The organism is Halomonas sp. V046 (assembly GCF_052645355.1).
The window spans coordinates 23,132-47,072 of sequence record NZ_JBQXYF010000010.1 but is presented as its reverse complement, the minus strand read 5'-3'; the positions used below and the strand labels follow the sequence as shown (position 1 = coordinate 47,072).

Here is a 23,941-nt window from a genome sequence, read left to right as displayed (position 1 = left end):
TTTTCTGAGGCTGCTCATGCGTCAGCCACGTTTCGTGTTACCTATCCAGCTGCTGATCGGCGGTGCCATCGTGACGATGATGCTGCTGATGGCCGGCGTGCTGCTGTGGTATTCCTGGTATCAGTCCGAGCGGGCGCTTGGTAAGGCCATGCAGGAGTCCAGTGTGCAGCTGTCGGCGACGGTGGAAGCCCGATCCCGAGCCCTGGTCTCCCCGGCCAGGGTGGTGGCCGAGATGCTGGCGAGTGCCGATGTCGTGGAGGCACCGACCTTCGAGAAGCGCCTGGCGTCGCTTCCGATCCTGGCGGCCGCGCTCAATGCCCATGAGCTGATCGATGCGGTCTACATCGGTTACCCCAGCGGGGATTTCTTGATGCTGCGCTCCGTGGCGCGGATGCCGCCGGCCCTCAGGCCCAAGCTCGAACATATCGCGGCAGGGGAGTACCTGTTGATGAGCGTGCAGCAGCGACTGGGCGCCACGCCGGTCAGTCACTGGAGCCTCTACGACGCGGATCTGACGCTGCTGGAGCGCCAGACCCTCGACAACTACTATTTCGATCCGCGCACTCGGCCCTGGTTCACGCGTGCCCTGCGCCAGGCCGGCAATACCCTGACGGCGCCCTATGCCTTCTTCAACACCGGTGAGCTGGGCGTCACCCTGGCGCGTCGCGCCAGGGATGGGCAGGCGGTCGTCGGCCTGGACGTCGCCTCCGGGGATCTGGGGGCCCAGGTTGCCACGCTCTACCCGGCCCAGGGGGCGCGCATTGCGATCGTGGCGCTCAATGGTCAGGTGCTGGCCCACGCCGGGGAAGGCGGCGCCGAGCCGGGGGCGACGCGGCTTGCCACCCTGGCCGAGCTCGACGAACCGGCACTGGCGACGCTTGCGCGAATCGGCTCGCCGGAGACACCGGTTCACTTCGACGAGCAGGGCGCCGCCTGGTGGGGGTTGACCTTGCCGTTTGCGACCCTCGGCGATGATCAGGCCCGCATGCTGGTGGCGGTGCCTGAAGCGTCCCTGATGGCGGATATGCGGGCGATGCTGTGGCAGCGCTCATTGGTCGCGGGTGGCCTGGTGGTGGCGCTGCTGGTGCTCGGGGTGTGGCTGGGGCGGCGCCTCGGTCGCACCCTGTATGTGCTCTCCGAACAGGTCCAGGCGTTGGCGCGGTTCGACTTCGCCGCGTGCCGTGGGGTGCCTTCTCGGATCAAGGAGGTGCGCCGGTTGAGCATCGCGATTCGGCGCCTGGCCTCGGGCATCGATGACTTTCGCCGGATTACCCGAGTCCTGGGTAGCGAGCCACACCTGGATCGTATGCTGGCGCGCATTCTCGGCGATCTGCTGCACGGCTCCGACAGTCGTCATGGCGCCATCTACCTGGTCGATGAACAAGACCCGTGGGTGTTCTTGCGCAGCACCGAAGCCGGTCGCGTCGGCGCTGATTCGCCGGTGGTAGAGCGCCTGACCCTGGCGGAGGGGGAGGGCCTCGAGGCGCTGATAGCCGCCTTCGGCGAACGCGGCTATCTGCTGCAGCCGCTGTGCAATCGCGACGGGGGACGCCTTGGCTTGCTGGCGATCGCCTTTCGTCGTCCAGGCGGTGACGAGGAGGCCTGGCGCGACTTCATCGCCGAGATATCGACGGCGGCGGCGGTGGCCATTGACCTGCGCCGCTTGCTCAAGGACGAGGAGCGCCTGCTGCAGGCCATCGTTCAATTGGTGGCGCGGGCTACCGATGCCAAGTCGCCGCATACCGGTAGTCATTGTTCGCGGGTGCCTGCGCTGGCCGAGATGATCCTCGAGGGAGTCGGTCGTACTCGCCACGGCGCCTATGGCGACGTCAGCATCGATGAGCAACGCCGTCAGGCCTTTCATCTTGCGGCCTGGCTGCACGACTGCGGCAAGTTGGCCACGCCCGACGAGATCATGGAAAAGGCCACCAAGCTTGAGACGCGCTACAACCGCATCCACGAGATCCGCACGCGCTTCGAGGTCCTGTGGCGGGATGCCGATGTGCGCTATTGGCAGGGCCGGGCCCACGGTGGCGATTCGGTTGTGCTCGAGCGGCACCGGCGCGCTCGGCAGCAGGAACTGAGCGCCGCCTTCGACTGCGTGGCAGAAGCCAATCGCGGCGGCGAGTCGATGAGCGACGCCCTGGTCGAGCGCCTCGAGAGCATCGCCGAGTGGCGCTGGAAGCGGCACTTCGATGATCGCCTGGGGCTGTCTCGCGCCGAGCTCGATCGTGTGGCCAAGGAACCTCAGCAGGCCCTGCCCGCCGAGGAGCGGCTGCTGGCGGATCTTCCGCGCCACCAGATCGACTGGTACCGGCCGTGCCCGGCGGTCGGGCGCAGCGACCCGGCGAACCAGTGGGGCTTCGACATGTCACCGCCGGAGCTCGCCGGGCACCAAGGGGAGCTCTTTAATCTGCGGATCGCCCGGGGCACGCTCAATGAGGTGGAACGTTTCCGTATTCAGGAGCATGTGATTCAGACCATCATCATGCTCGAGTCGCTGCCGTGGCCGGCGCACCTGAAGCGCGTGCCCAGCATCGCCGGTAACCATCATGAACGAGTGGATGGCAAGGGGTACCCGCGGGGGCTGATGCTCGGCGAGGCGAGCGTCGAGGAAAAGATCATGGCGATGGCCGACGTGTTCGAGGCACTGACCGCCGTCGACCGTCCTTACAAGGCCGCGATGACGCTGTCCAGGGCGCTCGCGGTACTGGCCGATATGGTCAACGAGGGGCACCTCGACGCCGAGCTGTATCGCCTGCTGCTGGAGGAAGACATCTGGCGCGACTACGCCGAGCGCTTTCTGACGGAACATCAGATCGATGACGTCGACGTGACCGCATTGCTCAAAAGGGCAAATTTAGCACCGATGCCCGGTGATAATGACGGAAAAAGCCATTATCCGCCCTGTACAGCGGGGCCAACTGGGTCATAATGCCACCATGCATTGTACATTCGCAGGGGAACAATAATGGTGTCCGCAAGGAGTCCAAGGTGGCGCGCGGTCGTCGCACTGACGCTGCTGCTCGTATCCTGTCTGGTGGTCGGCCTGGCTCAGGCCGCAGGCAACCCGCGCTATGCGGGCATCGTGGTCGATGCCGAGAGCCACGAGATCCTTTATGCCGAACATGCCGACGAGCAGCGCTACCCGGCCTCGTTGACCAAGATGATGACGCTGTATCTGTTGTTCGAGTCCCTCGAAGGACGAACCATGAGCCTGGGTCAGCCCTTGGCGGTGTCGTCCCATGCCGCTTCCATGCCGGCGACCAAGCTGTGGTTGAAGCGCGGTGACACCATCCCCGTGGAGAAGGCGATCCAGGCGCTGGTCGTGCGCTCGGCAAACGACGTGGCGGTGGTGGTGGCCGAATCGCTCGGAGGCAGCGAGTCCCACTTCGCCAGCATGATGACGCGCAAGGCCCGGGACCTGGGCATGGCCAACACGACCTTTCGCAACGCCTCAGGCTTGCCGGACGCCGGCCAGGTCACCACGGCTCGCGACATGGCGGTACTGGCGCGTCGCCTGATGCTCGACTTCCCGCAGTACTATCCCTATTTCGCCCTGCAGGAGTTCACCTGGCGTGGCACCCGCCATACGGGCCATAACCGCCTGTTGAAGAATTACCCGGGTACCGACGGGCTCAAGACCGGCTTTATTCGAGCCTCGGGGTTCAACGTGGCGACGTCTGCGACGCGCAACGGGCGCCGGATGGTCGCCGTGGTGATGGGCGGCTATACCGCCGCCTCACGGGACGAACAGATGGTGAGCCTGCTCGATCGGGGCTTCCTGCGTGCGTCACTGACCGATGGTCGCGGCTTTCTGGCCAATACCGACATTTCCGGCGGTGAGTTGATGGCGGCGCCCCGCGGATTGATGTCGGCGCCGAGTCGCGGTCAGCAAGTGGCCGTGGCATCTCGCCCATCCTCCGCCGTGACGCCGTCTCGGGTCGAGACCATCGTGCGGCCGGCGGCAGGGGTGTCCAGTGGGGTATCGGTGGCGTCCTCGGTGCCGTCCTACTCCTACGAATCCAATGCGACCCGCGGGTCCCAGGTGCGCTTTGACTCCCAGGCGCCGGTGATCAACCCGACCCACCGGCGTGAGGTGCAACCGGCGGTAGCTTCTGTGCCGACGCCGACCGCGCGCCCATCGCCCGCCGCCGATCCGCTGCGTGCGATGATCGAGCAGCCCTCGTCGCTGGCGGCTTCCGCCCCCGCCCCCGCCCCCGCTTCGCGTCCCGTCGCCGTGGCGTCTGCTGCCCCGGTCGGCTCGTCGGGGCAGGCGAGCGTGGCGTCTGCCGGCGACCCGTCCCCGTCATCGGCCGTCGGCGCCGGAGAGTGGGGGGTGCAGGTCGGTGCCTTCAGCGATGCCGGTCGTGCGCGTTCCCAGGCCAGCCAGGCCGCGGACCGTCTGGTCGGTGAAATGGCCCATGCCCGGGTCGCGGTGGCCCGTGCCGGCAACGCCGATGTCTATCGTGCCCAGGTCGTCGATCTTCAGGAAGGCCAGGCGCGCCAGGCCTGCCAGAGCCTGATGCGTCAGGGCATGGACTGCATGGTGGTGCAGGCCAGCCTGTAAGGCGGCAAGCCGCGGCGGCTGTTCCCGGGGCGACCTCGGTATGCCCAGGCCAGGCATTCGAGCCGCCTCCCACTTGCCCTTTCGTGGTGCAAGTTCTAACGTAAAGCCTTTCACCCCGTCGACCTTGCGGTCGGCGGGGTGTTGTTTTGCGCCGAGCCGGACGCCGACGAACGCCGGCCGCGTGCCTGGGCAGGAGCGCTCCGATGTCGTCGTCGATCAAGGGAATCCTGTACATGTGCCTCGGAGTCGCCTGCCTCGCCTTCGGCGATGCGGTGTCCAAGTGGCTTGGCGAGGTGCACTCCCCGGTACAGATCATCTTCTTTCGCACCCTGGTGTCGCTGCCGCTGATCCTGCTGCTGGCCCATCTGGGTGGCGGCTTGCGTGTGCTGAAGACGAGTCGCCCTGGTGTCCACTTGCTGCGTGGATTGATCTACACCGGCACCATGGGCTGCTTCGTGCTGGGGCTGACTCTGATGCCGCTGGCCGAAGGCACCGCCATTGCCTTTGCCGCGCCCCTGTTCGTCAGTCTGCTGTCGGTGCCGCTGCTGGGAGAGCGCGTCGGTAAACCGGTGTTGGCCGCGTCCGTGGTGGGGTTCATCGGCGTGATCGTGGTGGTCCGCCCCAGCGTCGATGGGGTGTCTCTGGGGGCGCTGTCGATGATTGGCGCCGCGGTCTTCTATGCCTTGATGATGATCACTGCACGCCGCTACGGCGGCCAGGAGCATCTCTGGGCCATGGTCTTCTACATGACCCTGGTGCCGTTTCTGATCACCGCGGCGGTCCTGCCCTGGGTGTGGCACACGCCTTTGCCGTGGCACTGGCCGGCCTTTCTGCTGGCCGGTGTGCTCGGCGTCGGCGCTACCGCCTTCATTACCTTGGCCTTTCGTCATGCGCCAGCAGCCATTGCCGCTCCCTTCGACTACACCGCGATGGTGTGGGCGGTGCTGTTGGGCTGGTGGATCTGGGGCGAGGTGCCGGATCTTGGCGTACTGATCGGAGGTGCACTGATCATCGGCAGTGGCCTGGCGATCGCCTACCAGGAAGGACGCACCTCCCTGAAGCGCCGCCCGTCGGCCTGACTTGGCCATGGTGGGCGGCCAAGCATGACGCAGCACAAGGTCGCGCACGATCAGTGTTGTCTCCTAAGTCTTCCCTAAGATTCATCGAGGACCCTGGCTCTTGGCGCCGATGGGGCGTCGATCAATCGTTTCGAGGAGAGTCGAGATGGCAGGGGAGCCGAAGTTGGTGGAGGGCAAGGCAGGCAGCGCGAGTGCCGGCGACGAGGATGGGCGGCGCGTGACGGTGGTCTGGGATCCGCTGGTGAGATCCTTTCACTGGCTACTGGTGGTGGGGTTCGCGCTCAACTACCTGGAAATCGGACCGCACCGTTGGATCGGGTATGCGCTGATGGGGCTGATTGCGATCCGGGGGATGTGGGGGTTCATCGGCCCCTGGTCGGCGCGCTGGACGAGTTTCTGGCCGACGCCGAGGCGCCTGCGTGCGGCTTTCGGCGGCGCTGCGCCTGATGCCCGGCGCATCACCCACACGCCCCTGGGGGCGGCGATGATGGTGCTGCTGCTCGCCCTGATGCTGGCGCTGGGTACCACGGGCATGCTGATGGTGCACACCGAGCATTTTCACGAATTGAAATGGATGGAAGAGCTCCACGAAGGCCTGGCAACGGCGATACTCTGCCTGATTCCATTGCACGTGCTTGGCGCGATCAAGGAGGGGCGTCGGCGCAAGGACAACCTGATCGCCGCCATGATTCATGGTCGCCGCCGCGTCGACGACTAGTGCGTAGAAGCATTGCCCCGCCCGGCCTGCGGCACCGAGGCGGGTGCGAAATAGGCGTCAGCGGGTGGTCTCAGGCGTCGGTCTCAGGCGTCCTCAGCCGCCAGGCGGCAACGATCGTCTGGCTGGCCGTTTCAGGGTCACTCTGGCCGCATATCGCCGAGACCACGGCGAGTCCGTTGGCGCCGGCGGCTCTGGTGGCCGCGGCATGGGCCGCCTTGAGCCCACCGATGGCAACGCTAGGCAGCGGGCTCGCCGCCGTCAGCGTGGCCAGTCCCCCGAAGCCGAGAGGCTCGGCGTGGTCGCCCTTGGTGGCGGTGGCGAACACCGGTCCCAGGCCGAGGTAGTCCAGCGCTTCTACGTCGAGGGTGGCGAGCTGCGCCGGGTTCTGGACCGACAGGCCGATGATGGCGCCCGGCCCCAGCAGGCGGCGCGCTTCGGCCACCTCGCTATCGCCTTGGCCGAGGTGCACACCGTCGGCGCCTGCGGCCTGCGCCACCGCCACCCGGTCATTGATGATCAGGGGGACGCCGCTACCTGCCAGCGCGGCCTTGAGCTGCCGGGCCTGGTCGATCAAGGTGGCGTCGTCGGCGTGCTTGTCGCGCAGTTGGACGAGGGTCACGCCGCCGCGAACGGCGGCCTCGACGGTTTTCACCAGGCCGTGCGCCGCGCAAAGGTGCGGGTCGGTGACCAGGTAGACGGCGAGCTGGTCAGGGTGGAAGCCGCTCTCCAGGGGGCAGGGGCGAGATTCAAGGGACATGCGCTATCTCCAGCGGGGCTAGGCCGATCAGGGCGTCGGCGTCGATTCGATAGAGTTCATCGAGAAAGGCGCTGGCGAAGCTGCCAGGCCCATGGGCGTCACGGCCGGCGCGGCGTCCGGCCTCGCCATAGCAGGCGAGTGCGCCGATGCAGTCTTCGAAGGCATCGGCGCCGCTGGCGACGAAGGCGGCGACCACGCCGCTCAGCGCGCAGCCGAGTGTCGTCACCCGCGGCATCAGCGCATGGCCGCCGGACACCCGAGCCAGGCGCTGGCCATCGGTGACCAGATCGACTTCGCCGGTCACCGCCACCACCGCGTTGGCGTTACGGGCCAGGGCGACGGCAGCCGCGAGGGCCTCGTCGCTGGCCACAGTGGAATCCACGCCGCGCCCGCCGGTGCTGGCGCCGTGCAGCGCGATGATTTCCGAGGCGTTGCCACGAATGACCGTGGGCCGGCAGGCGAGCAGGCGGCCGGCTACCTCGCGGCGATAGGCGGTAGCCCCGACGGCGACGGGGTCGAGGACCCAGGGTTTGGCGTGGGCCCGGGCGCTGGTGGCCGCCTCGACCATGGCCTCGACCCAGGCCGGCGACAGCGTGCCGATATTGACGCTGAGCGCATCGGCCAGGGACGCGAACTCGGCGGCCTCTTGCCTGGCATGGACCATCGCCGGTGAGGCGCCAAGGGCCAGCAGCACGTTGGCGGCACTGTTCATGGCGACGTAGTTGGTGATGTGGTGTATCAGTGGTGTGGCCTGGCGCATTCGCGTCAGGCGAGCGCCAAGCTCGGCGCCGGTGAGAGAAGCTGTCATGCTCGCCTCCAGGCGGAGGCGCGCCGGGACGGCGCGGACGGCCGCCGCGACTCCCTCCGCCGGTATGATCCGGGTCAGGTTCCAAGGGTGCCTCTCAGCCGCGCACGACGGCCTGAGCCATGCACGCGGCGCCCCTGTCGTGGACAAGTGGCAGTGGTTGCCAAGCGCCTACTATCACCACTCGAGAGCGAGCTGTAAAGCCGATTACCCCAGCAACTGCAATGCCACCAGGGTACCCAGGGAGGCCAGGGTCAGGTGACGCAGCGTGGTGCCAAGGGGGGCGCTGTCCTGGCCTTGGTCGAGATCGAGGTCGTCATCGACGTCCTTGGCGCTCCCATCGCCGTCATCGTGCCACAGGGCCATGCTGCCCAGTGCCAGGCTCAACAGCCCTAGCGGGACGCTGCAGGTGGACCAGCAGGCCATCAGGGCGATGCCGGTGAGCAATGCGGCGCCGGACAGGGCGAGCCCCCCGGCAGACAGGCGCAGGGCGAGGGGGCGAGGACGAATATCGAAAGCGAGGGGCGACATGGCAAGATCGACTCCGAAGACGGTCAGGGAAAGGGGACCCATGACACCTTACACGCTATGCCTTAACGCGCGCTTAACGTTCGATGTCGAAATTGTGACAGGGTGGCGCGACAGCCGTTCACTTGCGTGGTGCCGGTGGGGGGGGCCCAGGGGCTGGCATCAGGCGCGAACATAGGCCCAGCCAGCGGCCTGGTTTTTGGCCAGGGTGACCTCCGAGGCGTCGACCTCGGTGAGTCCTCTGTCGTTACGAGGCCTTGCGCCTTCGGCGAATTCCGGCACAGGCGTAGGGCGTTATCGGTGGCGTCGGGTGTCTTCAGGGCCGCCGCGTTCGCCGTGCCATTGGCCACGATGATGGCGCTGGCACGCGGTCGTGCTGCCTTCAGGTTGGGCAGGTTGGGCAGATTGAGCAGGTAGCGCCGGGCCCGAGCCAGGCTCTCGGCATATAGCCGACCTCGAGGCGCGTCGTCTCCTGGGCCGAGGCGCTTAGGCCGAGGTGCTCAGGGCGAGGGCCGCCAACCCGGCAACAAGGTGTCATCATCTGGAGGGCAAGGGGCGCTCCTGGCAAGAGGGGATGAGACAGCGAGTGGGATGATATCGGGTGCGGCGAGCGCGTGACATGCCAGCCCCCCATTGTTCCGCTATAGGCTAAGGCTCGCGATCGGGCAGCGGCCCTGCTCAACAACGCACGCGGCCGCCAGTGGGCGGCCGCGTGTACCGGGTAGGCAGGTGGCCTGAGATCAGGACTTGCCGGGTTGCTTGACGTAGCGCAGATAGGGTCGCTGTTCGTCCCAGCCCTCGGGGAATAGCTTGCTGGCCTCGTCGTTGCTGACCGCCGGCACGATGATGCAGCGCTGGCCCGGCGTCCAGTTGACCGGCGTGGCCACCTTGTAGCCATCGGTCAGCTGCAGGCTATCCAGCACGCGCAGTATCTCGTCGAAGTTGCGGCCGGTACTGGCCGGATAGGTCAGCGTCAGGCGGACCTTCTTGTTGGGGTCGATGATGAAGACGCTGCGCACCGTCAGGGTGTCGTTGGCGTTGGGATGGATCATGTCGTAGAGGTCACTGACCTTGCGATCATGGTCCGCCAGCAGCGGGAAGTTGAGTCCATGGCCCTGGGTGTCTTCGATGTCGCCGGCCCAGGCGTGGTGGTCCTCGATAGGATCGACCGACAGGCCGATGGCCTTGGTGTTGCGCTTGTCGAACTCGCCTTTCAGGCGCGATACCTCGCCGAGCTCAGTAGTGCATACCGGCGTGAAGTCCTTGGGGTGGGAGAACAGGATCACCCAGCTGTCGCCGGCCCAGTCGTGGAACTGGATGGTGCCGGCGGTGCTTTCCTGGGTGAAATCCGGGGCGGTGTCGCCGAGTCGCAGAGTCATGTCAGCCTCCTGTGGGTGGTTTGCCGAAGTGCAGTGACCAAGTGGGAGTGCGCCCAGCTTGGCATGTTCATGGGCACTACCCCAAGCCTTTGGGGGAACTCAGATGAAGCTTAGTGCACAGTGGCCCCGACGGCAGGTCGTCACCTTGACGCGGGTGTGGACGCCGGTCATCAAGGGCGGGCGAGGCGCGGCCACCTGCCGTCAGCGCCGTGTCGTCCTCGGCGATGCCTTAAGGCGCGGGAGCTGCGGCGCCGACGAAACGGTCCTGCCAGTAGTCGATGGCCAACGAGGATGTGGTCACGCTGCGCCCACTGCCGGGGGCGTGGATCATGCTGTCGTTACCCAGGTAGATGCCCACATGACTCACCCCCGGGCCCTTGCCGGTGGCGAAGAACAGCAGATCGCCGGGGCGAGCGCGATCGATCCGCGGCAAGCCGTCGTACTGGGCCTGGGACGAGCGTGGCAGGGCGATGCCGGCCCTGGAGTAGGCCATCTGTGTCAGGCCCGAGCAGTCGAGGCCACGCGGCGATGTGCCGCCGAACCGGTAGGGCGTGCCGAGTGCGTCGCGGGCCTCGGCGAGGATCAGCGCACGCTCCATCGAGAGTCCCTGCGCCGAACTCTCGGTCTTGAGCTCGGGGCCGGCGCAGCCGGTCAGCAGCAGGGCCAGGGCAAGCCAGATCATCAGGCGCGATGCGGGGCGGGAGGGGGTGGCGGGTCTCATTCAGGCGGTCCTTGCGACGGCGGTGAAGATCCAAGATAGCGCCCCCGTCGGTCGAGGGCCATGGCGCGGCCAGGGGCTGTCGCTGGGGACGGTCAGCGGAAGGACAGCCGCGTGCCATGGGCGAGCATCTCCTCCGGGGTCATGGCCTTGCCCGCCACCCCGATCATTTCGTCGCCACATTGATCGCTCCAGGTCAGTACGCCGTGGGTCAGGCCGACGCCGCCGAGCAGTTCGCGGATCTCGCCGGTGCCAAGAAAGGTGCGCGTCTTGCCGGCGGTGTCACACAGCGCCGAGATGCCGTTGGCGTGATGGAAACGCACGGTATAGATGCCGTCCATGGACTCGACCTCGACGATGGGCGAAAACCCATGTGACAGGGCGCTGGCGAGTGTCTTGATGGTGATCTGACTATCCAGGGTGTAGTCGACCTGGGCCATGGGGGCCTCCTGCGCGAGTGGCGGGCACGGCACATAGAGTGCCTCTCTTAGACTGGTTCACGCGGGCTCACCTGGCAACCTCGGCGCAGCCGGTGGCAGTGAGGCGCAGCCGGTGGCAGTGAGGCGCAGCCGGTGGCAGCGAGGCGAAGCCGGTGGCAGCGAGGCGTCGCCAGGGTCGGGCGTGCAGAGGGGGGCGTTGACGGATGCCCCTTGAGCCCAGGACTGGGGCGGGTATGGTAGAGATCTCCCAAGCCATGAGAAGGACCCAAGATGTCCCCTACCGCCCCTATTCGCTCCCTCACCCTTGCCGTTGCCGTTGCCGCTGGCGTTGGCCTCGGCCTTGCCGCGCCGGCGTTCGCCCAGGACCAGGAAGATGCCCAGGTCCGTTTTTCGGTACCCGCCTGGCCGGGTGTGACCGTCAAGACGGCCCTGGCGTCCACCCTGCTCGAGGCATTGGGCTACGAGCCGACCAGCGACGAGCTCGGGGCCACCATTACCTATCAGGCGCTGCGTCAGGGTGAGCTGGATGTCTTCCTCGCGGGCTGGCTGCCGGCGCAGCAGGCGATGTACGACGCCAGCTTCGAAGAGGGCCAAGCCAAGCTTGTCGACCTCGGCAACAACGTCGATGGTGCGCGCCTCGGCTTCGCCGTTCCGACCTACGTCTATGAGGCGGGGCTGACCTCGGCTGCAGACCTGGACGACGCAGAGTTCGCCGACAAGCTCGAGCGCACGATCTACTCCATCGAGGTGGGCACGGGGATGAGCGACTCGCTCAATGCCGCGGTGGACAACGACACCTACGGGCTCGGCGACTGGACCCTGTCGGAGACGTCCACGCCGGGCATGCTCAGTGCGGTCGATGCCGCCCTCAACCGCGAGGAGTGGATCGTCTTCGCCGGCTGGACGCCGCACTGGATGAACATCGAGTTCGACGTGCGCTATCTCGATGACCCCGAAGATCTGTGGGGCCCAGAGGGTGGCCGCAGCGATGTGCGCACCCTGGTGCGTTCCGAGTTCGCCGACAGCCATCCCAATGCCACCCTGCTGCTCGATCAGCTGGTGTTCTCCGCCGACGAGCAGAGCGACATGATTCGTGGCTTCAGCTACGAAGAACAAGCGCCGGAAGACGTCGCCCTGGACTGGATGCGGGAGCATCCGGCCAAGGTCGAAGGCTATCTCGAGGGCGTCACCACACGAGACGGCGATGAGGCCTGGCCGGTGGTCCGCGATACGCTCGAGATTCCCGCGACCTGAAACCGGACTCCTCGGGCGCTCGGCCTGCACTCCAGAGCTTTGAGCCGTCTCGAGTCCACGTACATTGAGGCCGCCCCACTGGGGCGGCCTCAATGATATCTGATGGGGGAGCCGTGGCGGCGGAGAGGGGGCTCGGCCCGCCGCGGCTCAGCTACGAGTGGTCGTGGCCATGCTCGTGTTCATGATCATGGTCGTGGTCGTGGTCGTGGTCGTGGTCGTGGTCGTGATCGTGATCGTGGTCGTGGTCGTGGTCGTGTGCCGGGTCGGAATCCGCCGGCGCCGGGGCGTCACCATTCGGTGTCGCGTGTTCCACCGCCCCCCGCGACAGGCCGGCGTGAAGCACTTCGGCATTGTGCAGCACCATTCCCAGATAGTGGGACGCGGTACCGCTTTCGGCCAGGGCGCCGGTATAGAGGGTGCCGGCGATGGGCACACCGGTTTCCTCGGCGAGTTGTTCCATCAGCGCCGGGCTCGACATGTTCTCCAGGTAGAGTGCCGGAATCTGGCGTGTCTTGATGGTATCGATCAGCGTGGCGAGGTCGGCAGCAGACGGTTCGGCTTCGGTGGATACCCCCACCGGCGACAGGAAGTGCACCCCGTAGGCCCGGGCAAAGTGGCCGAAGGCGTCGTGGCCGACGATCACCTGAGCGCCTTGGGGCAGGTCCTCGAACAAGGCATGGATCTCTGCGTCGGCGGCCGCCAGTTCGGCGATGTAGCCATCGGCCTGGGCGCGATACTCCGCCGCGTGGTCCGGATCGGCTTCGATCAAGGCGTCGCGAACATTGGCGGCATACTGCTGACCCGCGGCGAGATCGAGCCAGGCGTGGGGGTCGAGCGCGCCGTGATCGTGGCCTTCGTGACCGTCGGCGACCTCGGGCGACGGTTCGTGGCCATGGTCATGGTCGTGGTCATGGTCATGGTCATCATGTGCCGCCTGAGCTTCCCCGTTGTCGTGGTCGGCATGGGCGTGGTCGAGCGACCTGCCACGGTAGGGTAGCGGCTCGGTGCCGAGGCTTGCCTCGAGGGTGGCGCCCTGATATCCGCTGGCGTCGAGCAACCGGGTCATCCAGCCCTCGAACTGCAGGCCGTTGAAGACCACCAGGTCGGCTTCGGCCAGGGCGCGAACATCGCCGGGACGCGGCGAGTAGACGTGAGGATCGCTGTCCGGCCCGACCAGGGAGGTGACCTCGATCCGATCGCCACCGACGTTTTCGACGATGTCCGCGAGCACGCTGAAGCTGGTGACCACCTGAATCTTGTCGCTGGCCAGGGCCGCGGTTGCGCTGCCCAGTGCAGGCATCAGGGCCAACGCCAGATACCAGGCGCGAAAGCGGGGGCCGCGGCGAGAGGGCGCCGGGCAGGGCAAGTTGGGCAGGGGCATGGTGAACTCCGAGTGGATGAGGGTCAGGGGCATTCGTTGCGGCTGGCCGCCAGCGGAGCGGCGCGGCGACGCAGGCGTGCGGTCAGGCTGTGGTGGCGTCCGAACAGGGCGGAGAGCAGGTATGCCAGGCCGGCCAACAGGATGATCGAGGGCCCGGATGGCAGGCCCAGGTGATACGACAGCAGCAGGCCGCCGGTGCTTGCCACCAGTGCGATCACCACCGCCAGCACGATCAGGCCTTCCAGGCGCTTGCTCCAGAAGCGTGCGGTCGTCGCGGGCAGCATCATCAGCCCCACCGCCATCAGGGTGCCGAGGGTCTGAAAGCCGGCGGTCAGGTTGAGCACTACCAGGCCGAGAAAGACGCCGTGGATCAGTCCGCCGCGCACGCCTTGCCCACGCAGAAACAGCGGGTCGAGACACTCCACCACCAGGGCACGGAAGATCACCGCCAGGGTCACCACGATCAGGCTGCTGATGGCGGCAATCAGCAGCAGGGCGGTGGAGTCCACCGCCAGGATCGAACCGAACAGCACATGGGTGAGGTCGACGCTGCTGCCGCCGAGTGACACCAGCATCACCCCCGCCGCCAGTGAGATCAGAAAGAAGCTCGCCATGGCCGAGTCTTCCCGGTGGCCGGTCAGTTGCGACACGCTACCGGCGAGAATGGCGACGGTGAGCCCGGAGAGCATGCCGCCGAGGCTCATGGCCGGTAGCGAGAATCCGGCCATCAGGAAACCGAGGGCGACCCCGGGAAGAATGGCGTGGGACATGGCGTCGCCGATCAGGCTCATGCCGCGCAGCATCAAGAAAACCCCGAGCGGCGGGGCGGCCAACGATAGCGCCATGCCGGCCACCAGGGCGCGCGTCATGAAGGCGTAGTCGAAGGGCGCGATCAACCAGGCGTGCAGGATGGCGGTGAGGGAATCGATCATTCAGACGGATCCGGGAAAGGTCAGAGGGAGACGCGGGGGGCGCGACAAATGGCCGGTGTGGCGCTCGAGCAGCGCCTCGGGAGTCGCCCAGCGGCCGTGGCCTTGCGCCAGAATCAGCACATCGTCGGCGAGGCGTCCCAGCTGGTCCATGTCGTGGAGCACCACCAGGATAGTCGCCCCCTGGTTCGCCATTTCGCGCAGGACGTCCATCAACACCTCGATGGTGTCGGCGTCGACGTTGGCGAAGGGTTCATCGAGCAGCAGCATTTCCGCTTCCTGCATCAGGGTCCGGCCGAACAGGGCGCGCTGGCGCTGGCCGCCCGACAGCTCGCCCAGCGGCCGATGGGCCAGGTGCGAGATGCCAAGGCGTGCCATGATTTCCCGGCCGCGGCGGTAGTGAGCCGCGCAGTAGCCCTTGAGTGCCCCATGGCTCGGCCAGGTGCCGGTCATGATCAACTCTTCGACGCTCATCGGAAAGGTCAGGTCCAGCGCCAGCTGCTGGGGCAGCCAGGCGCGCCGTGCCGGCGGCACCTGACAGGCCACTCGGCCTGTCACCGGTGTCAGGGTACCCATGATGGCCTGGATGAGGGTGCTCTTGCCGGCGCCATTGGCACCGATCAGGGCGGTGATGGCGCCATCCTGAAAGCTGCCCTCCAGGTGTTCCAGTACGGTGTGCCCGCCCCGGGCGAGCTGCAGGTCCTTGAGCTCCAGGCGCGACATCAGGCCCACCACCCGGCGGACCAGGACACCGCCAGCCATAGCGCGGCCAGTGGACCGGCGACCCAGGCCAGGCGACGCCACACGGAGAGCGACATCAAGGAAAAGTGGCAAGGCCCTTCGGGGCGATGTTGGTGACGGTGTGACATGGAACCGGACTCCGAGCTGATGCGCTGAAGGTTATAACATAACAATTCCGTGTTCGGCCAGCTCCGATCGCCCGGGGGTCGGGGCGTCCGGGCATGCCACGAACACCGGAGAACCGCCCGTGCAGCGTCAAGCGGGGGCAGTGGCAGCGCCATCGGCGGTGACGCAAAAGAGGTAGGTGAGGCGCACTGTAAGGATCGACAGCAAGATCGACACTGCAAAATGTTCGATCCCGCGATAGACTGAAGAACGAAGGGCGAGTTCCTTTTCTGCATAGGACGAAAAAAGTCATACGGAGAACGTGTCATGTCATCGAAGTTGGGTCGTGCGACGTTGCTGGCGCTTGGGCTGAGTGCCACGCTGCTGGCGCTGTCTTCTCACTGCATCGCAGGCGGTAGCACCGGGTTGTATCTCGGCGCCGGCGCCGGTCAGCTGCAGGGCGATCACGACTTCGACGACGAGACCGGAATGGCCAAGATCTTCGCCGGCTACAACTTCGGTTGGCTGCCCTTTCTGGATGTTGGTGCCGAGCTGTCTTACCTCAACGGCGGCGAGCTGGATGGCGATGTGGACGGCAAGTCGGCATCGCTGGAGATCGAAAGCTTGCAGGCCATGGGCATCGCCGGATTCAGCTTCGGCCCGCTGGGGATCTACGGCAAGGCCGGGGTGGCGGATTGGGATGCCGAGCGTCGCGGCAGCGGTCTGGACAAGGACTATAGCGGTACCGACCCGGTCTATGGGATCGGTGCTCGGATGCAACTGTTCGATGTCACCGGGCGCCTGGAAGTGGAGCGCATCGATGCCGACAGAATCGGTAATGTCGATAGCCTGACCGGCAGCGTGGTCTATACCTTTTAGACGGGCATGGTCTGTTCGTTCGATGGCAGCCAAAGGGGCCGTCGCTTTCGCGACGGCCCCTTTGGCGTTTTATCGCCGGAAGGCGTCGACTTGACGTCGCCGCGCCATCGGCTTTCACCGCAATCGGTGCGAGCGATAGCGTCAATCATCCCCCCAAAGGGCATGTTTTGCTGATCTAGATCAAAAATCGGTTTACGCCGGCCGCCGAGGCATACTTAGTCGGGATGGCTGCGGGGGAACTGGCGCAGGATAAAGGAACGCATCCTTATCCTCTGCGAGGTGGATATGTCTCCATCGTTCGGCCAGTCCCTTCATTCCCCGCACCACAGGCGTCGACGGAACCGTCGACGCCTGTGGTGCGGGGGACTTGCCTGCTTCGCCCTGGCTGCCACGGTCGTGGGCATGCATCCTGGCGCGCTGGGCCTGCTGGCTCTGGTGCTTGCAGCCCTCAATACCTTGATGCTACCGATGATCCAGTCGGCGTTGCAGGGCATCAGTGAGCTGATCGCTCCCTGGTCTATCCTGCTGGGGCAACAGTGGACACATTCACTGATCAAGGCCGCCCTTCTGGCGGTGTGCTGGCTGTTTGCCATCTTCATCGTGCCCCCGAGCCTGGTCTGTCTCTATCTGTGCCGTCGTCCCGACCGTCATGGTGTTGGCTACTGAAACAGCCTCTCGAGGCCCAATCGATCGCAGGTAATGTCTTCCAGGAGCGCGACAACGGGTACCATGGGTGTCGACAACCCCGTTTCACCTACCACGACGCTCAAGGAGACCCGATGACCCGCCCGAAAGACCCCGCCCGGGATGTCCCATCGTCCCCCGCCAAGGCCCGTGAGGCCCTGGCGGAAAGCCCCTATGACAGGACCCTGGTCGCCCTCGACGCCTGGCATGCCGAGGATCCGCGTTCGGTAACGGTGGACGGCCACCGCATGCCGATGGAGCTATGGCACGCCGGGCGCATGAGCGCCTGGCTCGAGCGCCTCGATCAAACGCCGAGCGAGCCGGTTCGCCTTGCCGTGCGCGGCCAGCACCTGAAGCGCTGGGAGGTGTCACGGAAGGACTACCCCGAAGGCCGGGTGGGGTATCTGACCTGGCGGCGTGACCAGGGCAAGCGAGCCGGTGCACTGGTCGCCGGCGCCATGCGCGAGGCGGGGTTCGCCGATGACGCCGCCGATGCCGCCGCACGCATGATCCGCAAGCAAGGCCTGGGACGAGACGCCGGGACCCAGGCGGTGGAAGACTGCGCCTGCCTGGTCTTCCTGGAGAACTACTTCGGCGACTTCTCGCGTCAGGTCGAGCACGACCACCTGATCCGCATCGTCCAGAAGACCTGGGCCAAGATGTCGCCCCAGGCTCACCAGCTTGCCCTGGCCCTGCCCATGAGCGACGAAGCCCGTGGCCTGGTGGAAGAGGCCCTGGCGGGCGCTTAGCTTGGTGCAGGAAGCCACGAGATAACCCGAGGAGCGGGGCACCAGCGCGGGCCGTCACCGCAGCCCAGGCGGAGGGGCCATATCATTGGCAGCGCAACGCTTGGCGAAGGCCCGTTACGCTGTCAGGGAATGTTCGTTCGCCGTGTCACTGGGGATGTAGCCACTGCCGGCAGCGTCGACACCTGGCATGAATGAACGCGTCCGTTCCCCGTGCCCGCGGGATCAACCTCGTTACCCGAGCCGTTCGGCCATAACGCCGCCCCGCCCCTCGAAGGGATACGCCGTCGAGCGTTGAGTTCCAATCCTAACGCCTCAGCGCCAGCCAGTGGCCTTGGGCGTGGACGATGTCGTCGAGCTCGACGCGGTAGATCTGGCTTAGCCGTTCGGCCTTTAGCACCTCGGCGGGTGGGCCTTCGGCCAGGCGTTTTCCGTTGTCCAGCAGCCAGACCCTGTCGGCGAAGCTGGCGGCCAGGTTGAGGTCGTGAAGGACGCAGACGACGGCGAGGGACTGGTGGCGAACCAGGCGCCTGAGCAGGCGCATCAGGCTCTGCTGCTGGCCGATATCGAGGGCGCTGGTGGGTTCGTCGAGCAGTAGCAGGCGGTGGCTGTTCTCGGGGCCGCCTAGCTGGCACAGGGCTCGGGCGATCATCACCCGCTGCAGCTCGCCCCCCGACAGGGTCAGGACGCTGCGGCCGGCCAGGTGGGCCAGGTCCAGCTCACGCAGCCAGTAAGTGACCTCGTCGTCATCGCCGCTCGCCCCCAGGGCGGCGAGCTCCTCGACCCGCCAGGCGAACACCGGCCGATCTTGCTGGGTGACCACCGCACGGCGTCTGGCCAGGGCCTCCTTCGACCAGTCGCTCAAGGGGCGCTGGTCGAGGGTCACCTGGCCGAGCTGCGGGGCACGAAAGCCCGACAACAGATTCAACAAAGTGCTCTTGCCGGCGCCGTTGGGACCGACGATGGCCAGCAGCTCGCCGCTGTGCACGCTGTCGCTGAAGGCGTCGATTCGGGGTGGGCTTCGGTAGCCGGCGTTATCCAGCGTCAGCATGAGAGGCCTCTCGCGTAGCGGGCGTTGCACAATGACCCACGGCCAGAGCATGAGCGGTCTCTCGCCTGGCAGTCGTGGCGTTATGGTTCAGTGTCAGCATGGCGGCCTCTCGCGTAGCAGCAGCCACAGAAAATAGGGCCCGCCGATCAGGCTGGTAAGGAGCCCGACGGGGATCTCGGCGGGGTTGGCCAGGGTGCGGGCCAGGCCGTCGGCGACGATCAGCAGCACGGCGCCACCGAGCATCGAGGCCGGCAGCAGGCGGCGATGGCTCGGGCCGAGCCACAGCCGCAGGCAGTGGGGAATCAATAGGCCGAGAAAGCCGATGATGCCGGCCAGCGCCACGCTGACGCCGACGCCCAGGGCCGTTGCCAGGACCACCCGGCGGCGCAGCCTCGGGGCATCGAGCCCGGCGCCGTGGGCGGTGACGTCACCGAGCTGTAGCAGGTCCAGCTCGTGACGACTGCGGTATAGCCCCCACAGGGCGACGGGGGCGGCGATCCATAGGCCGATCACCGCCGGCCACAGCGCGTTGGCCAGGCTACCCATGCCCCACAGGCTGAGCTGGCGAAGCTCCTGGTCATCGGCGATGAAGGCCAGCACGCCGCCGCCGGCGGCGGCCAGGGTATTGATGGCGAGCCCCGCCAGCAGCAGGGTGAAGAGCGCGCCGCCGGCAGCCCCGGTGGCGCCGCGAGCCCCGATGGCGAAGACCACCAGGCCGACGCTGAAGGCGCCGACAAAGCCCGCCACGAATTGACCATAGAGCCCCAGCGCGCCCCCGGCGCCATCCAGCATCACGATCCAGGCGGCCACCGCGAGCCCTGCGCCGCTGGCCATGCCGAGCAGCGTCGGGTCGGCCAGGGGGTTGCGAAACAGGCCCTGCATGGCGGCGCCGCTGCCGGCCAGCAGCATGCCGACGGCGAGCCCCAGCGCCAGCCGCGGCACGCGCAATTGCCACCAGATACTCAAGGCCCGGTCGCTGGCGTCGCCGCTGAGCATGGCCCATGACAGCCCCAGGGGGCCGCTGGTGGCCGACCAGCCAAGCGCCAGGGCCAGGGCGACGCCGAGCCCTAGCAGTGGACTCGGACGGCGAACCCGCAAGGCCGTGTGACGCGGGTGTCTGGGCGGGGCCTGGGCCTTCATGGTGCGGCGGCCTGGGCGGGGCCGGCGGCCAATCGCCGGTGCAGGTCGATCAGCGCCTGGGGGGTGCGCGGCCCCAGGTTCATCAGCGCCACGCTATCCACCGGGACCACCCAGCGGGTCTCTGCGGCGGGCGTCTGGGCGAGTCCCGGCAGGCGCCACAGCCCTGGCTCACCCCCGAGCGCTGCGAGCCCATCCTCGGGCACGATGACGACCTCGGGCGCGGCGGGCACCAGGCCTTCGGCGGAGACGGGCTTGTAGCCCTGCATCTCGGCGAAGGCGTTGTCGGCGCCGAGGGCGTCGATGAGCTGCTGGGCGATGGTGGCGCGCCCGCCGATCATCGGCGTCATGCCGCCGTGGTGGAGCATGAACATCACCTTCAGGCCGGTGAGCGGCGCTAGCCGGTCGAGGCGTGCCAGGCGGTCATCGATCTCGGTGGCCAGTGCCTCGCCCGCGGCGTCGCGACCGACGGCGCGGGCGATCAGGCGTACCTTGTCGTTAATCGCCTCTAGGCGCGGCGGCGTCTGCACCTCGACCAGGGTCACGCCGCTGGCGGCGATCTGAGCCAGCACCTCCCTGGGCCCGGCGGCGTCGCTGGCGATCACCCAGTCCGGGGCCAGGCCCAGTACGCTTTCGCCGGAGAGCCGGCGTAGATACCCCACCGAGGGCAGCTCGGCGAGTTCGGGCGGATAGGTGACGGTGTCGTCGCGGGCGATCAGCCGATCCGCCAGCCCGAGGCGGGCGAGGATCTCGGCCACGTCGCCGCCGAGCGCCAGCATTCTGGCCGCAGGCTCTTGTGCCTGGCTGACGGCCGACGAGCAGGCGATCAGCACGATGGCCAGGGAGGCGGCGCGCGCCCGGGAGGTGAGTCGGCGCGCCAGGCCCGCCGTGAGAGAGTGTCGCGGTTGCATGATCAGCGCCTCACGCCGCTGTGCCGGTGAGCTCGAGAGACGCCAGCAGGGCTCGCCAGGCCGGTGCTTCCGGGGCCCCTTCGCGGCGTTCGCCGTAGATCTGCAGCACCAGGTCACCGCTCGTATCGAAGGCCTCTAGGCTGGTCACGCCGCCGTCGGCGTTGGGCTTGAGTACCGCCCATACGCGATCGATGGCGGCATCCTCCAGGTGCAGGGTGGCGTCGTCGGCAAACAGGTTCAGCCAGCCGCGTCTGCGCTCAGGCTGGGGCACGCAGCCGGTTCGGATCTGCACGCAGCCTGGGCTTGCCACGAACAGCATCAGCGGCTGGCCTTGGGTGGCGGCGCCACGCAACAGTTGCTCGACGCTGCCACTTGGCAGGGGGCGGGTGAAGCGCCCTTGCATCAGCATATTGGCGTCGCGACGGCTCAGCTGGTAGCGGCGCAGCAGGCCGAAGAACTGGTGCACGTCGGTCATCGCCGCCCAGTCGTCGCCGAGGCCCGGGGGCGGCGTTGTTGGAGTCGGCGCGCCTGCCGGGCTCGCCTGGCCGACGAAACAGGGCTCGTCCGTGCTGGCCGCTTGCCACAGCTGCTCCCACGCCTCGGGGGACGTCGGCTGCTCGCAGAAGACCTTGTGCAGGGCGCGGCCGTGACGATCGAAGATCTGCAGGCTCAGGCGCTCACCGCTGGGTAGCGCATCGCGAATCAGGCAGGCCCAGTACCACTGGCCGAACAGCAGGCGCAGGTCGAGCCCCCCGGGTGCCAGCAGCAGGCCGGCGTGGGCACCGCCGGAAAGCGGGGGATACTCGCCGCGCTGCTCGAGCACCGCGTGGCGGGAGCGGGTCAGCGCCTTGACCGGTCCGAGGCTTTTAAAGCGTGCGGCGAGCTCGCGGGGGGCGAGGTCGATGGTCATCACGTCTTCGCCGATGCGTGCCGCCTGGAGCGCGCCCTCGCTGATGTCCAGGCGCTCTGCCAGCACGATGGCCGGGGTGTGGGGATCGTTCTTACGCAGGGCGCGAAAGGCGTCGAGGATGGCGGTGCGTGTGTCATCGCTCATGGCGTGTCTCCTACCATTGGTAGCTTAGGTTGGCGAGCAGGCTGCGACCGTCGCCGAGGCTGCCGTCGGGGCGATACCACTCTTGATCGGCGAGGTTAGCCAGGCGCAGCGAGGCGCTCAGCGGTGCGCTCGCCTGCCAGCTCAGCTGCAGGTCGTTCAGCCCGTAGCCGGGCAGACGAGTGCCATCGCCGGTGTCGTCGAAGTCGCGGGCGAAGCGTCCGCGCCAGGCAAGGGTCAGTGCCGCATCGGCGAAGTGCCAGTCGGCGCCGAGGGTCGCCTCCAGCGGGGTCTGGCGCTCGAGGTCGGCGCCGCTGTCGCGATCGCGCCCCGAGACCCGAGACAGCGCGACGAAGGTGTCCAGCGGCGGCAGCGCCCCCGGCTGCCAGCCGAGGCGGGCGTCATAGCCCCACAGGTGGGCGCGCGCGACGTTCACCGCCTGAGTGGTGCCGGCGATGATGTCCACCGAGGAGTCGATGAAGTCGTCTGCCTTGGTATCGAAGTAGCTGGCGCGGAGCGACCAGTCGCCTTGTTGCCAGCCGAAGCCGCTCTCCCAAGTCTTGCTGGTCTCCGGGTCGAGGTCGGGATTGGGGATCCAGAAGTTGTCGGGGACGCAGAAGAATGGCCCGGCGCAGAAGCCGGCGAAATGGCGGTCGTTGGCGTATAGCTCGGTCAGGGTCGGGGCGCGGAAGGCCTCGGCGTAGCCGCTGTAGATCACCCAGGCGTCACTCGGGCGCCATGACAGACGCACCTTGGGCGAGATCTGGTCCTCGTCGCTGTCGCGACCCGCATCGTCGTCGGCGCGATAGGTGTCGTAGCGCGCGCCGAGGCCAAGATCGAACTCGCCGATGCCGCCATCGTCGACGTAGCGGCCGACCGTCAGGGTGTCGTCGACATACACTGATCCAGTGTCGATGTCGGCATCGGGGAAGCCGGAGGCGCCGCCGGAAGGGTCTTGGCTTGCGCGCTCGATCTCGGCGCCGAAGACCAGCGTCTGGTTGAGCCAGCCGTGGTCGAGGTGGTGGACGCCATCGCTCTGCAGGCCGTAGCGAGTCAGGGTGCGCGATGCCTCGTCGTCGATGTCCTGACGGCTTAGGCTCGCTCGCGTCTCGAGGCGCGTCGTGGCGCTGGGCGACCACAGGTGGGCGAGCTGGGCGTTGTCGCTGACCACTTCTCGATCCACCTCGGGGTTGCTGGCGCTGGCCTCGATCACCTGGGGATTGGCGGGCTGGCGGCTGTCTTCGTCGTAGTGCTGCCAGCTGGCGCTCAGGCGCTGGTTCTCGGCGATCTGCCAGCCGCCCTTGGCCAGCAGGCTGGTCAGGTCGGCGTCCTCTTCGGCGTCTTCTCCACCGGCGCGGCGGATGTCTCCGGAGTCGCTGTAGCCCAGCGATACCAGGCCATCGAGGGCGCCAACGCCCTGCCCCTGGCGGCCGAATAGGGTGATATGGGAGCCGATCTCGTCGGCGGCGGTCGCCCCGGAAACCGACAGGCGCACGCCACCGTCCTCGCCGCGGGCCAGCAGGTCATCGGCATCCACCGTGGTCAGGCTGACCACGCCCCCCATGGCGTTGCCGCCGTACAGGCTCGACAGGGCCCCCCGGGCGATCTGGACCTGCTTGATCAGGCCGGGGTCGGAGAAGAAGTTGCCAAGATGGCCGGTGTCGATGTCCTGGCGCACGCCATCCATGACGATCAGCACGCCGTTCTCGTCGAAGCCGCGCAGGGTCAGGAATTGCCCGTTGCGGCGTCCGCTGCCGCCGACGTGGACGCCGGGCTGCTGGGCGATGACGTCTTCCCAGCGCGTGGCGGTGGCGAGTGCCGGGTCGTCGCGCTCGATGACGTCGATGATCATCGGCGCGCGATGGACATCGCCGGGCAGGCGTGTGCCGGTGACCAGCAAGGGGGGCTCGAGCCGCACGCCGTCGGTGGCGGTGGCATAGGGGCCGGTGGCGCCATCGAGGCCATGGGCGGCGGTGTCGGGGGGGGCGGCCTGGGTCGCCGAGGCGCACAGCGCCAGGGCCAGCCAACCGCCACCGGAAATTACAGCTTTCATCGGTGAGGCTTCCACTGTGGGGACT

Annotated in this window: 23 protein-coding genes and 1 riboswitch; of the genes, 8 read left to right on the top strand and 15 right to left on the bottom strand. The window is 67.3% G+C overall.

The features are described 5' to 3' along the window. The first annotated feature begins 16 nt into the window (after positions 1 to 16). From ACUN9Y_RS14595 to ACUN9Y_RS14580, 4 genes are all read left to right on the top strand, one after another. Positions 17 to 2,935: an HD domain-containing phosphohydrolase gene (locus ACUN9Y_RS14595; RefSeq protein ID WP_445461452.1), complete on the top strand. Its 2,919-nt coding sequence runs from the start codon at positions 17 to 19 to the stop codon at positions 2,933 to 2,935. Positions 2,936 to 2,971: 36 nt separating this feature from the next. Next, a complete protein-coding gene (locus tag ACUN9Y_RS14590) occupies positions 2,972 to 4,570 on the top strand; it encodes a D-alanyl-D-alanine carboxypeptidase (protein WP_445461451.1) in 1,599 nt (532 codons plus the stop codon). A gap of 203 nt (positions 4,571 to 4,773) precedes the next feature. Beyond that, entirely contained in the window at positions 4,774 to 5,649 is an 876-nt protein-coding gene (locus ACUN9Y_RS14585; RefSeq protein WP_445461450.1) for a DMT family transporter, read from the top strand. A 145-nt stretch (positions 5,650 to 5,794) separates the two neighbouring features. After that, complete coding sequence (locus tag ACUN9Y_RS14580; RefSeq protein ID WP_445461449.1) at positions 5,795 to 6,367, top strand: cytochrome b/b6 domain-containing protein; 573 nt, start codon at positions 5,795 to 5,797, stop codon at positions 6,365 to 6,367. A gap of 70 nt (positions 6,368 to 6,437) precedes the next feature. Here the strand turns inward: ACUN9Y_RS14580 and thiE are convergent, their stop codons facing one another. The 6 genes from thiE to ACUN9Y_RS14550 all read right to left on the bottom strand — a co-directional run bounded on the left by thiE (position 6,438) and on the right by ACUN9Y_RS14550 (position 10,994). Beyond that, complete coding sequence (thiE, locus tag ACUN9Y_RS14575; RefSeq protein ID WP_445461448.1) at positions 6,438 to 7,124, bottom strand: thiamine phosphate synthase; 687 nt, start codon at positions 7,122 to 7,124, stop codon at positions 6,438 to 6,440. After that, positions 7,114 to 7,932, bottom strand: coding sequence for a hydroxyethylthiazole kinase (gene thiM / locus ACUN9Y_RS14570; protein ID WP_445461447.1), 819 nt, complete (start codon positions 7,930 to 7,932; stop codon positions 7,114 to 7,116). Before thiM ends, thiE begins: the two co-directional genes overlap by 11 nt. A 34-nt stretch (positions 7,933 to 7,966) precedes the next feature. After that, positions 7,967 to 8,078: riboswitch (TPP riboswitch) on the bottom strand. Positions 8,079 to 8,136: 58 nt separating this feature from the next. Next, on the bottom strand, positions 8,137 to 8,460 hold the full coding sequence (locus ACUN9Y_RS14565) for a hypothetical protein (protein WP_445461446.1): 324 nt from the start codon (positions 8,458 to 8,460) through the stop codon (positions 8,137 to 8,139). 737 nt (positions 8,461 to 9,197) lie between these two features. Next, positions 9,198 to 9,836, bottom strand: a complete 639-nt coding sequence (locus ACUN9Y_RS14560) for a peroxiredoxin (RefSeq protein WP_445461445.1) — start codon at positions 9,834 to 9,836, stop codon at positions 9,198 to 9,200. Between the two features lie 229 nt (positions 9,837 to 10,065). Then, positions 10,066 to 10,557, bottom strand: a complete 492-nt coding sequence (locus tag ACUN9Y_RS14555) for a C40 family peptidase (RefSeq protein WP_445461444.1) — start codon at positions 10,555 to 10,557, stop codon at positions 10,066 to 10,068. A 92-nt stretch (positions 10,558 to 10,649) separates the two neighbouring features. Further along, a complete protein-coding gene (locus tag ACUN9Y_RS14550) occupies positions 10,650 to 10,994 on the bottom strand; it encodes a hypothetical protein (protein WP_445461443.1) in 345 nt (114 codons plus the stop codon). Positions 10,995 to 11,264: 270 nt separating this feature from the next. On the opposite strand from ACUN9Y_RS14550, the gene ACUN9Y_RS14545 reads away from it, so the two are divergent. Then, positions 11,265 to 12,248: an ABC transporter substrate-binding protein gene (locus ACUN9Y_RS14545; protein ID WP_445461442.1), complete on the top strand. Its 984-nt coding sequence runs from the start codon at positions 11,265 to 11,267 to the stop codon at positions 12,246 to 12,248. Between the two features lie 151 nt (positions 12,249 to 12,399). Here ACUN9Y_RS14545 and ACUN9Y_RS14540 read toward each other — a convergent pair whose 3' ends face one another. The 4 genes from ACUN9Y_RS14540 to ACUN9Y_RS14525 are packed head-to-tail and all read right to left on the bottom strand — an operon-like array spanning position 12,400 to position 15,427. Beyond that, a complete protein-coding gene (locus ACUN9Y_RS14540) occupies positions 12,400 to 13,629 on the bottom strand; it encodes a metal ABC transporter solute-binding protein, Zn/Mn family (RefSeq protein WP_445461441.1) in 1,230 nt (409 codons plus the stop codon). A gap of 23 nt (positions 13,630 to 13,652) precedes the next feature. Further along, entirely contained in the window at positions 13,653 to 14,561 is a 909-nt protein-coding gene (locus tag ACUN9Y_RS14535; RefSeq protein ID WP_445461440.1) for a metal ABC transporter permease, read from the bottom strand. Next, positions 14,562 to 15,281, bottom strand: coding sequence for a metal ABC transporter ATP-binding protein (locus ACUN9Y_RS14530; protein WP_445461439.1), 720 nt, complete (start codon positions 15,279 to 15,281; stop codon positions 14,562 to 14,564). After that, entirely contained in the window at positions 15,281 to 15,427 is a 147-nt protein-coding gene (locus tag ACUN9Y_RS14525) for a hypothetical protein (RefSeq protein WP_445461438.1), read from the bottom strand. Before ACUN9Y_RS14525 ends, ACUN9Y_RS14530 begins: the two co-directional genes overlap by 1 nt. A 304-nt stretch (positions 15,428 to 15,731) precedes the next feature. Between ACUN9Y_RS14525 and ACUN9Y_RS14520 the strand changes: the two genes are divergently transcribed. From ACUN9Y_RS14520 to ACUN9Y_RS14510, 3 genes are all read left to right on the top strand, one after another. Further along, positions 15,732 to 16,283 carry an outer membrane beta-barrel protein gene (locus ACUN9Y_RS14520; RefSeq protein ID WP_445461437.1) on the top strand — a complete coding sequence of 184 codons (552 nt, stop codon included), beginning with the start codon at positions 15,732 to 15,734 and terminating at the stop codon, positions 16,281 to 16,283. 402 nt (positions 16,284 to 16,685) lie between these two features. Then, positions 16,686 to 16,949: a hypothetical protein gene (locus ACUN9Y_RS14515; RefSeq protein WP_445461436.1), complete on the top strand. Its 264-nt coding sequence runs from the start codon at positions 16,686 to 16,688 to the stop codon at positions 16,947 to 16,949. Positions 16,950 to 17,062: 113 nt separating this feature from the next. Then, on the top strand, positions 17,063 to 17,716 hold the full coding sequence (locus ACUN9Y_RS14510) for a DUF4202 domain-containing protein (RefSeq protein WP_445461435.1): 654 nt from the start codon (positions 17,063 to 17,065) through the stop codon (positions 17,714 to 17,716). A gap of 304 nt (positions 17,717 to 18,020) precedes the next feature. Here ACUN9Y_RS14510 and ACUN9Y_RS14505 read toward each other — a convergent pair whose 3' ends face one another. The 5 genes from ACUN9Y_RS14505 to ACUN9Y_RS14485 all read right to left on the bottom strand — a co-directional run bounded on the left by ACUN9Y_RS14505 (position 18,021) and on the right by ACUN9Y_RS14485 (position 23,916). Further along, the gene (locus tag ACUN9Y_RS14505; RefSeq protein ID WP_445461434.1) at positions 18,021 to 18,764 is read right to left on the bottom strand and encodes an ATP-binding cassette domain-containing protein; all 744 of its coding nucleotides are present in this window, start codon (positions 18,762 to 18,764) and stop codon (positions 18,021 to 18,023) included. Positions 18,765 to 18,857: 93 nt separating this feature from the next. Then, the gene (locus ACUN9Y_RS14500) at positions 18,858 to 19,904 is read right to left on the bottom strand and encodes a FecCD family ABC transporter permease (RefSeq protein ID WP_445461433.1); all 1,047 of its coding nucleotides are present in this window, start codon (positions 19,902 to 19,904) and stop codon (positions 18,858 to 18,860) included. Beyond that, entirely contained in the window at positions 19,901 to 20,812 is a 912-nt protein-coding gene (locus tag ACUN9Y_RS14495) for a heme/hemin ABC transporter substrate-binding protein (RefSeq protein WP_445461432.1), read from the bottom strand. The genes ACUN9Y_RS14500 and ACUN9Y_RS14495 overlap by 4 nt, the downstream gene beginning before the upstream one ends. A gap of 10 nt (positions 20,813 to 20,822) precedes the next feature. Next, positions 20,823 to 21,866 (bottom strand): ChuX/HutX family heme-like substrate-binding protein, encoded by a 1,044-nt coding sequence (locus ACUN9Y_RS14490; RefSeq protein WP_445461431.1) that lies wholly within the window; start codon positions 21,864 to 21,866, stop codon positions 20,823 to 20,825. 10 nt (positions 21,867 to 21,876) lie between these two features. Then, a complete protein-coding gene (locus ACUN9Y_RS14485) occupies positions 21,877 to 23,916 on the bottom strand; it encodes a TonB-dependent receptor domain-containing protein (RefSeq protein WP_445461430.1) in 2,040 nt (679 codons plus the stop codon). Positions 23,917 to 23,941: the final 25 nt, after the last annotated feature.

Bases quoted from the DNA above. Each gene is read 5' to 3' on its own strand.
- ACUN9Y_RS14590 (WP_445461451.1), top strand. From the start codon at position 2,972: ATGGTGTCCGCAAGGAGTCCAAGGTGGCGCGCGGTCGTCGCACTGACG.
- ACUN9Y_RS14485 (WP_445461430.1), bottom strand. From the start codon at position 23,916: ATGAAAGCTGTAATTTCCGGTGGCGGTTGGCTGGCCCTGGCGCTGTGC.
- ACUN9Y_RS14550 (WP_445461443.1), bottom strand. From the start codon at position 10,994: ATGGCCCAGGTCGACTACACCCTGGATAGTCAGATCACCATCAAGACA.
- ACUN9Y_RS14500 (WP_445461433.1), bottom strand. From the start codon at position 19,904: ATGAAGGCCCAGGCCCCGCCCAGACACCCGCGTCACACGGCCTTGCGG.
- ACUN9Y_RS14495 (WP_445461432.1), bottom strand. From the start codon at position 20,812: ATGCAACCGCGACACTCTCTCACGGCGGGCCTGGCGCGCCGACTCACC.
- ACUN9Y_RS14560 (WP_445461445.1), bottom strand. From the start codon at position 9,836: ATGACTCTGCGACTCGGCGACACCGCCCCGGATTTCACCCAGGAAAGC.
- thiE (WP_445461448.1), bottom strand. From the start codon at position 7,124: ATGTCCCTTGAATCTCGCCCCTGCCCCCTGGAGAGCGGCTTCCACCCT.
- ACUN9Y_RS14525 (WP_445461438.1), bottom strand. From the start codon at position 15,427: ATGTCACACCGTCACCAACATCGCCCCGAAGGGCCTTGCCACTTTTCC.
- ACUN9Y_RS14545 (WP_445461442.1), top strand. From the start codon at position 11,265: ATGTCCCCTACCGCCCCTATTCGCTCCCTCACCCTTGCCGTTGCCGTT.
- ACUN9Y_RS14585 (WP_445461450.1), top strand. From the start codon at position 4,774: ATGTCGTCGTCGATCAAGGGAATCCTGTACATGTGCCTCGGAGTCGCC.
- ACUN9Y_RS14580 (WP_445461449.1), top strand. From the start codon at position 5,795: ATGGCAGGGGAGCCGAAGTTGGTGGAGGGCAAGGCAGGCAGCGCGAGT.
- ACUN9Y_RS14490 (WP_445461431.1), bottom strand. From the start codon at position 21,866: ATGAGCGATGACACACGCACCGCCATCCTCGACGCCTTTCGCGCCCTG.
- ACUN9Y_RS14555 (WP_445461444.1), bottom strand. From the start codon at position 10,557: ATGAGACCCGCCACCCCCTCCCGCCCCGCATCGCGCCTGATGATCTGG.
- ACUN9Y_RS14520 (WP_445461437.1), top strand. From the start codon at position 15,732: ATGTCATCGAAGTTGGGTCGTGCGACGTTGCTGGCGCTTGGGCTGAGT.
- ACUN9Y_RS14565 (WP_445461446.1), bottom strand. From the start codon at position 8,460: ATGTCGCCCCTCGCTTTCGATATTCGTCCTCGCCCCCTCGCCCTGCGC.
- ACUN9Y_RS14530 (WP_445461439.1), bottom strand. From the start codon at position 15,281: ATGTCGCGCCTGGAGCTCAAGGACCTGCAGCTCGCCCGGGGCGGGCAC.
- ACUN9Y_RS14535 (WP_445461440.1), bottom strand. From the start codon at position 14,561: ATGATCGATTCCCTCACCGCCATCCTGCACGCCTGGTTGATCGCGCCC.
- ACUN9Y_RS14510 (WP_445461435.1), top strand. From the start codon at position 17,063: ATGACCCGCCCGAAAGACCCCGCCCGGGATGTCCCATCGTCCCCCGCC.
- thiM (WP_445461447.1), bottom strand. From the start codon at position 7,932: ATGACAGCTTCTCTCACCGGCGCCGAGCTTGGCGCTCGCCTGACGCGA.
- ACUN9Y_RS14540 (WP_445461441.1), bottom strand. From the start codon at position 13,629: ATGCCCCTGCCCAACTTGCCCTGCCCGGCGCCCTCTCGCCGCGGCCCC.
- ACUN9Y_RS14505 (WP_445461434.1), bottom strand. From the start codon at position 18,764: ATGCTGACGCTGGATAACGCCGGCTACCGAAGCCCACCCCGAATCGAC.
- ACUN9Y_RS14515 (WP_445461436.1), top strand. From the start codon at position 16,686: ATGCATCCTGGCGCGCTGGGCCTGCTGGCTCTGGTGCTTGCAGCCCTC.
- ACUN9Y_RS14595 (WP_445461452.1), top strand. From the start codon at position 17: ATGCGTCAGCCACGTTTCGTGTTACCTATCCAGCTGCTGATCGGCGGT.